The following is a 12,364-nucleotide window of genomic DNA, read 5'->3' on the forward strand; positions in this document are numbered from 1 at the left end:
ATCCCTCAAATATTGACCACCATACACGGAATTGTAACTCTTTTGCTCCCCCGACAGCTACCCGTGGATTTTTTAGTGGAATAATGGGATAAACCACGCCCGGATAGGTTGGCTCACCAAAAAATGTCGCCGCATCTTGATCCTCTTGAGAAAAATAAGCATCCACATCGATATGAGAATGATAGATCGCGACAATCCGCCCGCCCGCTTGTTCCGCCTCCGATTGAATTTTCATCACATGCATATCGTTCATGCGATAGGCCGTCCTGGAAGTGCGCGGGTGGGTTTCGGGATCGGCAGCGTGCAATTTATCCTGGATATTCTCACACGGATGAATCGTCTGCACACCCGAAGCATCTTCGGTCACAATACCACAACACTCAGCCGGGTATTCCCGCTGTGCGTGGACAAACATGGCATTCCAAATCGCTTTGTCAAACATCTCTACCCCGCGGGATCGAGCCGCCACAGGGGCGTACTCATGTACTTCTCACCACTATCGGGAAACATCGTGACGATGACCCCTTCATCCAGTGTCTCGGCAACTCTCAGAGCAGCGGCCATCGCCGCACCACAAGACTGCCCCACCAGCAAACCCATATCTCGCGTCAACCACCGTGCAATATCATACGCATCTTCTGTTTCAATCCGTATCTTTTGATCCCACACCGATGGATCGTAAATGCCTGGCACAATGGACACATCCATATTTTTCAGGCCCTCAATCCCGTGAAATTCGGGTGGCTCAACGGCAATAATCTGCACATCGGGATTAAATGCCTTCAGACCTCTGCCAGTACCCATTACAGTACCACTCGTGCCCAACGTCGCCACAAAATGCGTCACCCTGCCCTGTGTCTGCGACCAGATTTCCGGTGCCGTGTGCAAATAATGCGCCCTGGAATTGGACGGATTATTGTACTGATCGGGTTTGTAATACAAATCGGGATTCGAAGCCAGCATTTCTCGACATTTTAAAATCGCACCATCTGAGCCTTCGAGAGGATCGCTCAACACCAGATCAGATCCATAAGACTGAATGACGTATCGCCGCTCAATACTCACACTCTCGGGCATAACCAGCTCGACGCGATATCCCTTTGCCGCGCCGATCATGGCATACGCAATACCCGTATTGCCCGAAGTCGAATCCAAAATCACTTTTTCCGGTGTGAGCACCCCTGCTTTTTCAGCATCTTCAATCATCTGCAAAGCGGGGCGATCTTTGACCGACCCGCCCGGGTTAAACATCTCCAACTTCGCCCAGATTTCAACCCCTGGCTCGATCTTGTCACCCAATTCCCGGATACGCAAAAGCGGCGTATTGCCTATCGCATCGAGAACCGAGTGTCGGATGCCAGAACGCTTTGATAGCTTTTTCCTACGCATAAATGGCCTTTAGCCGTTATTATGAAATTAGCCACGCTTTTTCATAAACCAAAAACGACCCCACGAGAGGGCCGCGATTACATCCAAATAATACTATTTTCGACATTATGTCAAGATTCAACAGGCACGGCATTAACCGCCGCATCAATAGGCTGTAAAAAGGTGTGAATACCGCACTCTGTCTTATCCGAATCCGCCCAGCGACCCGCGCGTTCGTCTGCATCTGCATCCGCAGCTTTGGTGCAGGGCCAGCACCCTATCGTGGCAAAGCCCTGATCCATCAAAGGATTATAGGGCACATCGTGTTCGACAATATAATCCCAGACCTGTTTGCGCGTCCACGGTGCCATGGGATTCAATTTGAGCAACGCGCGACCATCTGTCTCATAATATTCCAGAATGGAAATTTGGCTGCGGGTATCGCCCTGATCTCGCCGGCGGCTATTAATCCAGCCATTCAACTGGGACAACTTGCGCTGCAAAGGCTCGACTTTTCGCAACCAGCAACAGCGGTCGGCATCCCGCTTGTAGAGTTCATCACCGTAATCACGCGCTTGCTCTTCAACACTCAAACGAGAATGCACCCGCTCAATCTCAATCCCATAGCGCGCTTCCACGCGGTCGATCAAACTCAGAGTTTCGGGAAACAGAAAACCCGTGTCAATTGTAAATACGGGAATTTGTGGCGCGACCTTTTGCATCACATCGAGCAAAACCATGCCGCTGGCACCAAAAGCAGTACCAAATGCCACGCGAGAACCCAGCGTCTCCCATGCCCAGATCAAAATATCTTCCAGAGGTGCTGTTTCAAATGCCCGGGACTGCGCATTCAATTTTTCGCGAGTAAGCACAAACATCTCCTATTCTTGAGTTCGTTGATTCACAATATATTTAATACCCGTTGTGATGTCAAGTTACCTCGCAATATAGCGGTCCCAAATCATAATTTTTATTTATAACTTTCTTGACCTTTTAAAAACAATATAATAGATTTATTTACTATATTTACTCGCAAGGGGCGCAAAAAAAGCCCTGAAATCATTGTGATTCAGGGCCGTTTTGTAATAGTGAGCGCGGCAGGATTCGAACCTGCGACCCACGGCTTAAAAGGCCGTTGCTCTACCGCCTGAGCTACGCGCCCATCCAGGATTTTGGTATAGAATTGTAAAATATACCATTCTGCCAAAATCTGTCAAGCAAAAGGAAAAAAATAATCCCATGATGCGCCGTCGCCGAAAAGGCAGAATTGTCAAATGGCTACTCTGGGTCTTCGGTGTGATTGGTGCCATTGCACTCGCCCTTGCACTGATCCAGATTGACGATGTTGTGATGGCTCAAGGCATTGTAGAACCAGGAGATAAAATATTTATCAACTCGCCCATGAGCCAGGACATCCACGAAATCCTCGCAGAACCCGGCGACTCCGTCATAGCCGGTCAACCCGTCGCCCGACTCTACGACGGCAATTTAAGAGCGGTAGCGGCAACCGCAGAACAGGAAATCAAACGGGAGATGGCCAACCTCGAAGCCGCACAGGCGCGGCTTGCCCTGCTGCGCGCACAGCCAACCCCCGAAGAAATCAAAATAGCCGAATCGCGTGTTGAGCAAGCGCGCATTAACCTCACAGCCCGGCAACAGGACCTCAAACGCGCACAAGCTCTCTATGAAGGCCAGCGGCTCTTCAGTCAGGAAGACTACGAACGCGCCAAAACCAATTACGACCTGGCTGAAGCCAGCTTAAAAGTTGAACTCGAAAATCTCAACCTGGTGAGACGCGGTCCCCTACCCGCCGAAATTCAACAGGCCGAAGCGGCAATGCGCCAAACCCAAGCATCTCTGGACAAGGCAAAACACAATCTCGAAGCCGCGCACGAAGCCCTCGAACGCGCAACCCTGCGCGCGCCAGTCAATGGCGTGGTGGCCCGCCAGGATCTCTATCCCGGCATGCAGGCCAGTCAGGGAGCCGTTGTCATGATCATCGCAGGAGAAGGCGAAGGTACAGTCATCGGTGCCTGGATGGCCGAAACCAGTGCGTGGAAGGTGCGCCCCGGCCAACCCGTTGAAATATTGAGCAACCTCTTTACCGACCGCGAGGGTTTTATCGGTCAGGGTGAAGTATCAGAAGTTCATGGGTATGCCGTCATCGAAGGCAATGTTCGCACCTTTGGTCTGGAAGTCGCAGTCAAGCAAACCCCCATCGCTCTGAGTTTTGGATCTACCGCTGATTTGCGTATCTATGTGGGGCGGCGCAGCATTTTGCAAACCATCCTCGGCTGGGAAAGCAATACTCAGTTCAATCAAGTAAAATCATCGATTGAATCATTCCAAGCGCTCCAACCCGACACTATCAATACGCCACAACCCGACACCATTAATACCCTACAGTCTGACACTATCGATACTCCACAGCCCGATACCATCAATACCTCACAGCCTGATACTTCCAGTAATGAGTAGTCAGCCCATCTCCGCCTTATCCTTCTCAATTCCAACAAAATCCTTGCTCGTTTTTTTGCCCTGTTATATTTTTTCCTGCCCAAATATCCCGGGGGCACACTGTCGTGCCCTGATTTGAACCCCTTTGGAGGACGCAATGGCAACAGCACAACAAGAAGAAAAATACGTCTATTTCTTTGGCGATGGCAAAGCCGAAGGCTCTGCAGAAATGCGCAACTTACTCGGTGGTAAAGGTGCGAACCTCGCAGAAATGTCGGGCCTTGGCATTCCCGTGCCCGCTGGATTTACCATTACCACCGAAGTTTGCACGTATTATTACGATAACGACAAACAATATCCCGACGCCCTTGAAAAACAGGTCCTGGACAACGTTGCCAAACTCGAAAATGTGATGGGCAGCAAATTCGGAGATGCGACAAACCCATTGCTTCTCTCCGTGCGCTCGGGTGCGCGCGTCTCCATGCCCGGCATGATGGAAACCGTGCTCAACCTCGGTCTCAACGATGAAATCACAGAAGGTCTCATAGCCAGGAGCAACAACCCGCGTTTTGGATGGGACTCTTATCGCCGCTTCATCCAAACCTATGGCGATGTGGTAATGGGCGTGACTCCTGAGGGTCTCGAAATAGACCCCTTTGAAGCCGCTATTGAGGAAGTAAAAGAAAAGCGCGGCATCGAAGACGACCTCGACATGACCGTAGAGGATCTCAAAACTCTCGTCGATATGTTCAAAGACATCGTCCAAACACGCACGGGACAAAATTTTCCCACCGACCCCATCGAGCAACTCTGGGGCGGTATTGGTGCAGTATTTGGCTCATGGCAGGCGGATCGCGCCATCACCTATCGGCGTCTGGAAAATATCCCTGGAGACTGGGGAACAGCCGTCAACGTACAGTCCATGGTCTATGGCAACATGGGCGACGACTGCGCCACAGGCGTTGCATTTACGCGCGACCCCTCCACGGGTGAAAACATCTTTTACGGCGAATTTCTCACCAACGCGCAGGGCGAAGACGTGGTTGCAGGCGTGCGCACGCCCGAGCCTGTAGAACGCCTGAAGAGCAGACAGCCCGAAGCATATCAAACACTCGAAGGCATCTATCAAACCCTCGAAAAGCACTATCGAGACATGCAGGACATCGAATTTACCGTGCAACAGAGCAAACTCTGGATGCTGCAAACCCGAGGTGGCAAACGCACTGCGGCTGCCGCCGTCAAAATTGCCGTTGACATGGTTAACGAAGGACTGATCACCCGGAGCGAAGCTATACAGCGCGTGGAACCCGAACAACTCGACCAACTCCTGCACCCCACTTTCGATCCCTCAGTTGAACGCAGTGTGTTGGCTACGGGATTGCCCGCTTCACCGGGTGCTGCATCGGGAAAGGTCGTCTTTCTCGCCGAAGAAGCCGAAGAAGCCGCCGAACAGGGCGAACGGGTTCTGCTGGTGCGTCTTGAAACCTCGCCCGAAGATATCGGCGGCATGAACGCCGCACAGGGCATTCTCACCGCACGCGGGGGCATGACCTCACACGCCGCTGTGGTTGCCCGCGGTATGGGCAAATGCTGTGTAGCTGGTTGTGGCGATCTGGCCATCGACTACACAGCGAATCAATTCTCCGTTGGCGATACCGTTGTCAAAGGTGGCGACTGGGTCTCCATTGACGGATCTACGGGCGAAGTCATGCTCGGCCAGGTCCCCACACAGGAACCCGAACTTTCGGGTGATTTTGCCACCTTAATGGGCTGGGCCGACGAGATTCGCACACTCAATGTGCGCACCAATGCGGACACACCACACGATTCGGCTGTTGCACGCGAGTTTGGTGCCGAAGGCATTGGTCTGTGCCGAACGGAACACATGTTCTTCGAAGGCGACCGCATCAATATCGTACGCGAAATGATTCTCGCCGATGACGAACAGGGCCGCCGTCGTGCCCTCGAAAAACTATTGCCCATCCAGCGCGGCGACTTTGAAGGCATTTTCAATGCCATGGCAGGGCTGCCCGTAACCGTTCGCCTGCTCGATCCCCCCCTGCACGAGTTTCTCCCACACGAGAGCGACCAGCAAGAGGAAATGGCAAGGCGGCTCGATACCTCATTGCGCGTGATTCAGGACAAGGTCGAATCCCTCAACGAATTTAATCCCATGCTCGGGCACCGCGGCTGCCGGCTGGGCATCACCTATCCAGAAATTTACGAAATGCAGGTGCGTGCCATCCTCGAAGCCGCCGCCAATGTGGGATCCAAAGCCGTTCCCGAAATCATGATCCCACTCGTGGGCGCGGTCAAAGAATTTACCGAACTCAAAATCATGACAGACCGCGTGGCTCGCGCAGTGGAAAGTGAAACCGGCAAGCGCGTCGCGTATCTCATCGGCACCATGATCGAAATCCCCCGCGCTGCCCTCACCGCTGCCGAAATTGCCGAACACGCAGAATTTTTCTCGTTTGGCACCAATGACCTCACGCAAATGACCTATGGTTACTCGCGCGATGACGCCGGCAAATTCCTGGGCGAATACGTCGAAAAGGGCATCCTCGAAAACGATCCCTTCCAGACCCTCGACCAGACCGGCGTGGGGCAACTCGTCGAACTCGGCACCAAAAACGGACGCGACGCCCGCGGCGATCTCAAAGTGGGTATCTGCGGCGAACACGGCGGCGATCCATCCTCTGTACACTTCTGCCACAACATCGGCATGGACTACGTATCCTGTTCGCCCTTCCGCGTACCCATCGCCCGCCTCGCAGCCGCCCACGCTGCACTGGAAGATTAATCTCCTATTTCTGGATAGGGATAAACACACAAGCACCCGCTTCTTCAACTGAGAAGCGGGTGCTCGTTTTTTGTCCGCTATCCTGCCACCACAAACGCCCGTGCTTGATTTTCCCCCGTGCGTACACTATATTTCGAGAACTTGAATATTTTTATTTATATGTAAATTTACGGGGTTTTGGATGTCTGCACGGGTCATTGCCATAGCCAATCAAAAAGGCGGCGTGGGCAAAACCACCACAGCCGTCAACCTATCTGCGTGTCTGGCTACTGCTGAAAAGAAAACCCTGCTACTCGACATAGACCCACAGGCCAACGCGTCCAGCGGATGTGGCATTGAGGTAAATGAACAAACGCCCTGTGTGTACGAAGTACTCCTCGAAGATGTGCCCTTAATGGAAGTCATATACCAGAGCGACCTGCCCTTTCTTAGCATTGCGCCCTCTCACATTCGACTCACCGGTGCCGAAGTTGAAATGGTCTCCATCATTTCACGCGAACAACGCCTCAAAAATGCCCTCTTGCAAGCGCGCGAAGCCTACGACTTTATCATCATCGACTGCCCCCCCTCACTGGGCTTACTCACGCTCAATGCACTGACGGCAGCCGACTCCGTCCTCATTCCCATACAATGCGAATACTACGCACTCGAAGGCCTGAGCAAATTGCTCAACACCCTGCGCCTCGTGCAGCAACACCTCAACCCCCATCTCGCCATTGAAGGCGTACTCCTCACAATGTACGACGGACGTCTCAATCTGGCGCGCCAGGTTGCCGAAGAAACCAAATCGCATTTTGGCGACCGCGTCTATAACACGATTATCACTCGCAATGTCAAACTCGGCGAAGCACCCAGCTTTGGCAAACCCATCATCCTCTACGATATTATATCTACCGGCGCGCAAAATTACATGAACTTAGCCGGGGAGGTCATCAATGGCTAAACGCAATGCCCTCGGCAAGGGATTGGGCGCCCTGATTCCCGGTGCCGATGCAACCCCTGCCGACAAAATAACATCGGAAATTGCTCCTTCGCCTACGGGACAGACCCAACGGCAAATCATCGAAATACCCATTGATGATATTGAACCCAATCCCCACCAGCCACGCACGGAATTCGATCCCAAAGCCGTGGGCGAACTGGCGCAATCAATCCGCGAAAAAGGCATCATACAGCCTGTTTCTGTGCGCCGCTTTGGCTCGGGCTATCAACTGATCGCAGGCGAGCGACGTTTCCGCGCCGCGCGTCAGGCCGAACTCGCGGTCGTACCTGCGATTGTTATGGATGTGGGGACAGACCAGGAAATGATGGAACTCTCGCTAATTGAAAACATCCAGCGGGAAAATCTCAACCCCATAGAAGAAGCCAAAGCCTATCGCATGCTCATAGAGGAGTGTTTTCTAACACAGGAAGAAGTTGCCGAACATGTGGGCAAAGACCGCTCGACCATTGCCAACACCTTGCGCCTCCTCGCATTGACACCAGAAGTCCTTGACGCACTCCAAGCCGGGCAGATATCTGCAGGTCACGCCCGCGCACTGCTGGGCCTTGACAACGCGGAACAACAAATTGCCTTATGCCAGCGGATTATTGCACAGGAATTATCGGTTCGCCGCACAGAAGCCCTCGTCAAAGCACTCAAAGAAGACACCACGTCCAAAAAATCCACGCCGCCCAAAGACCCCAACTTGCTATTTCTCGAAGAAGACCTCCAGCGTTATTTTGGCACAGCGGTCAACATCAGCCGCAGAGGCTCCAAAGGCAAAATCGAAATCGAATTTTACAGCAATGACGACCTCGAGCGCGTACTGGAATTGTTGCGAAGTAGAGAGTTTTAAATGGAGATATTATGAAACACCTATTGTACATCCTATCCTGTCTCTTCATCGGCTGTTCTGCCATTCCCGAAACACCACAATCCGTGGATATTGTCGTTGACGATTTTGGCCTTTATGACCAGAACGGTGAATTCCACACCCTCCACGAGCACTCAGACGCATCTGCCATCGTCTTATTCGTCCAGGGCAATGGTTGCCCTATTGTGCGCAATGCTGTGCACGACCTCAACGCAATACGCGATGAATACGCGCCCAAAGGCGTACAATTTTTAATGCTCAATGCCAATTTGCAAGACGACCGCGAAAGCGTACGCGAAGAAGCCAATGCCTTCTCCATCGACTATCCCATCCTCATTGACGAAACGCAACTCGTCGCCGAATCGCTCGACCTGCACCGCACGGCTGAGGCACTTGTCATCGATCCCAAAACGTGGCACATCCTCTACCGAGGTCCCATCGACGATCGCCTGAATTACGAAGCGCAAAAACCCAGTGCATCCAACCATTATCTCGCCGATGCACTCCTCGCCCATCTCAAAAATGAAGAAATCGCCGTCAAAGCCGTCGCATCACCCGGCTGCCTGATTGCTCTGCCGGGCAAAGACCGCGCACAACACAAACAGATCTCTTATGCCAGAGAAATCGCGCCCATTCTGCAAAACAAATGCGTCACCTGTCACCAACCCGGCGGCATAGCCCCCTTTGACATGACCGATCACAAAGAAGTCGCGGGCTGGTCCCCAATGATGCGCGAAGTCGTGCGCACACGCCGCATGCCCCCCTGGCATGCAGACCCACACATAGGCACATTCAGCAACGACCTGTCGCTCACACAACAAGAAGAACAAACCCTCGTTCACTGGATCGAAGCCGGATCGCCCCGCGGCGATGGCCCAGACCCCCTATCCGAAAACCCGACACAAGCCACAACCTGGGCTTATGGAAAGCCCGACCTGGTCATCGCATTGGAACGGCAAGAAATCCCCGCAACCGGCATTATCGACTATCGCTATCTCAAAATTACAGTGCCCATAGACCGTGATGTGCGAGTGCGCGGCACCGAATTTCTGCCGGGAAATCGCGCCGCCATGCACCACGCCCTCGCGCGCGTGATCTATCCCAAAGGACACAAAATGAAAACCGTCAAAAAGAACCGGTGGTTAGACGGCATCTTTGCCTCTTATGTACCGGGCATGGACGGTGTCATGCTGCCCAAAGGCACGGCGCAACTACTCCCCAAAGGGAGCAGAATCCAGTTTCAAATCCACTACACGACCACAGGACGCCCCGAAGTGGATGAAAGCAAACTCGGGTTGTATTTCACCGACGCACAAAACCTGCGCGAACACCGCGTGGTCGGTCCCGCCAATCCGAAAATTAAAATCCCACCGCATGCGAGTGCCCATCGCGATTCATCCGTAAAAATCTTTGAACAGGATGCCACCCTCTACACCCTCTTCCCCCACATGCACTTCCGGGGCGCGGGCTTCCGCTATGTGGCACATTTTCCCGATGGAACCCGCGAAACCCTGCTCTCCGTGCCAAATTACACGTTCAACTGGCAGCGGTTCTACGCCCTCTCAACCCCCAAACACCTACCCGCTGGAACGCGCATAGTCAGCCATGCCGTCTTTGACAACTCGGCAAAAAACAAACTCAATCCCGATCCATCCGCAACGGTTCGCTGGGGTGAGCAAAGTTTTGACGAAATGCTAATTGGATACATGGGCATTGTCGATGGTAAAATTGAACAAACCGCTCAACTTTCGGCACTGGAAGAGTAATCACCCTGTACGGGCTATGGCTCAATCGCATAACACTCAACCGCCGTATTCGCGGGCGTGCGAACTGACCACGATGCCATGGCGACCTCCGGCACATTCCGAAATGTATTGTGTACCAGCATAATCGAAGGCATACTCCCGATTGTTCCAATCACCCAGAGATTTTTCCGATTCAGCTCTATAATCTCTCCAAATAGCCGAATTTGTTCGGCCTCGTCCGGCGTCTCCTCAATCTGCCAGAACAGTTCAATGCAGCGCCGCATATCTCCCGTGGGCGTCTCCCCCCGTTTTCCATTGGTCAAAAGCCAATGCGTGAACCCAATCGCATGGCTCGATCCCACATTATAAGGGACAAACAGGCGCGGCTCCAAAAGTGGGTTCTGAACCTCACCCCCCGCAGTTGCCGCATCGTGTATCAATGCCTTTCTTCGCTCGTAATAAAGCTGTCGGGCTTCCTCTTTGATCTCCGTCTTCACCCCAACCGCCGTCCAATAATTCGCCACCAATTCCAGCACCCGATTGTTGATCGACATCGTTTCAATTGCCACTCTGATCGGCTTGCCATCCGGACGCAATCGCATACCGGACCGATCTCTCTCCACCAGCCCCATATCGTCCAAAAGCGAGTTGGCCTTATCCGGCTCATATTCGATATATGCTTTTTCAAAAGCCTCTGAATAATGCACTGATGTCCGCAAAGGCGCCGGTTGTCTGGGCTGACCGATACCAAACCCACCGACCTCGTTAATCGCCTCCCGATCAATCGCATATGACAGCGCAATGCGGAACCGACGGTCCCATATAATTTCACGCATCACCGGATCCTTATGGTTCAAATTCAGTGCAACGCACTCTCCCCCGGTCCCTCCAGTAATCCAGTGCAACACCCGGTACCCCCCACGCGACTGATTCTCCATAAATAATGAATAATTTTCGATCAAAATGTGCCGCCCCTGCATCCCAATCTCCCCGTTGATCGCTTTGAGATTGATCGTCTCGCGGTCGTAAATCTCAAAAGTCATACGATCAATATAAGGAAGCTGGTTCCCCTCTGGATCCACCTTCCAATAATAGGGATTGCGCTCGAATACAGAAGGACGAGCCGGTGGCGGCGCCACGACAACCCACGGCCACAGCCTGGGAATATCCGGGTTCCGCCAGTCCCGCTTGTCTTGAAAAAGCTGGTGCCAGAAATCAAAACCGTGTTCCCCCGCCATCGATTCCAATTTCTCCAGCGGCACATACCGCGGATGAAACTGCGCCATATAATGCGCCGGATACCGCAACATTTCGTATCCGCGCCCCCACGCCAGCAATTTCAAAAAAAGACCATTGGGTCGCTTGAAGCGAAAACGCACCGTGTACGCATCGACTTTCTCTATCGCCATCACCTCGCCTCCCCGCTGAAAATCCCGCGCCACCACCGGTGTCAACTCCTCGTTACGCAACACATTTTCATGCCAGAAGAAAATATCCTCTACCGTAAAGGGATGTCCATCTGACCAGCGCACCCCCTTTCGCAACCAAAACGTGTGCGTCCGTCCCCCATCGGATATCTCCCAGTGCGTTGCCAGATTGGGAAGAATTTTCTGCCCCATCGGATCCCATCTCACCAATCCTTCATAAGCAAATCGCGCCTCCACGATGCCTATATCTCTCGGTCCCGTTGCAAACCGCGTCCAGGTGCCTCCATAAGGCCCATTCTGATGGGGCGGCACGATCACCAGCGGATTTTCCGGCAGCCGTTCCTCAACTGGTGGCAACTCACCCACCGCCACCCTCTTTTGAAGCATTGGGGCTTCCCGAAACTGCCGTCCCCTTCTCTCCGGCCATTCCATCACCCGATGCACGGCTTTTGCTGTCTTAGGATGTCGGTCTGGCACCACAACCTGTATAGCTCCCTCTGTAGGACTTTGCACCAGCCTGCCCATAATCGCCTCAAACTCAGACGCCTGTTGCATTGACTCCGCATCCCTGGGCATCAGGTACCAGGTCACATACCCCAGTAACTCCACCAGGGCGACCAGTCCCAAAAAGACCACACCCACACCCATTCCTATATGTAGAATATTCCGGATCATTATTCTCCACCACATGTATAGAAAATCCCCGCC

Annotated in this window: 9 protein-coding genes and 1 tRNA gene; 5 read left to right on the forward strand and 5 right to left on the reverse strand. The window is 53.0% G+C overall.

Going from position 1 to position 12,364, the window contains the following annotated elements; all coding sequences use genetic code 11:
• From F4Y39_23985 to F4Y39_24000, 4 genes are all read right to left on the reverse strand, one after another.
• On the reverse strand, window positions 1-469 hold a 469-nt coding region (locus F4Y39_23985), incomplete at its 3' end, for a M67 family metallopeptidase (GenBank protein MYC16799.1).
• Window positions 445-1,389, reverse strand: coding sequence for a cysteine synthase (locus tag F4Y39_23990; GenBank protein MYC16800.1), 945 nt, complete (start codon window positions 1,387-1,389; stop codon window positions 445-447). The genes F4Y39_23985 and F4Y39_23990, both read right to left, overlap by 25 nt.
• Before the next feature lie 110 nt (window positions 1,390-1,499).
• Window positions 1,500-2,246, reverse strand: coding sequence for a phosphoadenylyl-sulfate reductase (locus F4Y39_23995; protein MYC16801.1), 747 nt, complete (start codon window positions 2,244-2,246; stop codon window positions 1,500-1,502).
• Between the two features lie 211 nt (window positions 2,247-2,457).
• Window positions 2,458-2,530, reverse strand: a tRNA-Lys gene (locus tag F4Y39_24000).
• Window positions 2,531-2,607: 77 nt separating this feature from the next.
• Here F4Y39_24000 and F4Y39_24005 point away from each other — a divergent pair.
• The 5 genes from F4Y39_24005 to F4Y39_24025 all read left to right on the forward strand — a co-directional run bounded on the left by F4Y39_24005 (window position 2,608) and on the right by F4Y39_24025 (window position 10,250).
• On the forward strand, window positions 2,608-3,846 hold the full coding sequence (locus tag F4Y39_24005) for an HlyD family efflux transporter periplasmic adaptor subunit (protein MYC16802.1): 1,239 nt from the start codon (window positions 2,608-2,610) through the stop codon (window positions 3,844-3,846).
• Between the two features lie 136 nt (window positions 3,847-3,982).
• A complete protein-coding gene (locus F4Y39_24010; protein ID MYC16803.1) occupies window positions 3,983-6,628 on the forward strand; it encodes a pyruvate, phosphate dikinase in 2,646 nt (881 codons plus the stop codon).
• A gap of 181 nt (window positions 6,629-6,809) precedes the next feature.
• On the forward strand, window positions 6,810-7,571 hold the full coding sequence (locus F4Y39_24015) for a ParA family protein (GenBank protein MYC16804.1): 762 nt from the start codon (window positions 6,810-6,812) through the stop codon (window positions 7,569-7,571).
• Window positions 7,564-8,466, forward strand: a complete 903-nt coding sequence (locus F4Y39_24020) for a ParB/RepB/Spo0J family partition protein (protein MYC16805.1) — start codon at window positions 7,564-7,566, stop codon at window positions 8,464-8,466. Before F4Y39_24015 ends, F4Y39_24020 begins: the two co-directional genes overlap by 8 nt.
• A gap of 11 nt (window positions 8,467-8,477) precedes the next feature.
• Window positions 8,478-10,250, forward strand: a complete 1,773-nt coding sequence (locus F4Y39_24025; GenBank protein ID MYC16806.1) for a redoxin domain-containing protein — start codon at window positions 8,478-8,480, stop codon at window positions 10,248-10,250.
• A 14-nt stretch (window positions 10,251-10,264) separates the two neighbouring features.
• Here the strand turns inward: F4Y39_24025 and F4Y39_24030 are convergent, their stop codons facing one another.
• Window positions 10,265-12,346 carry an ABC transporter substrate-binding protein gene (locus F4Y39_24030; GenBank protein MYC16807.1) on the reverse strand — a complete coding sequence of 694 codons (2,082 nt, stop codon included), beginning with the start codon at window positions 12,344-12,346 and terminating at the stop codon, window positions 10,265-10,267.
• Window positions 12,347-12,364: the final 18 nt, after the last annotated feature.

The organism is Gemmatimonadota bacterium (assembly GCA_009838845.1).
Classification (GTDB): Bacteria; Latescibacterota; UBA2968; order UBA2968; family UBA2968; genus VXRD01.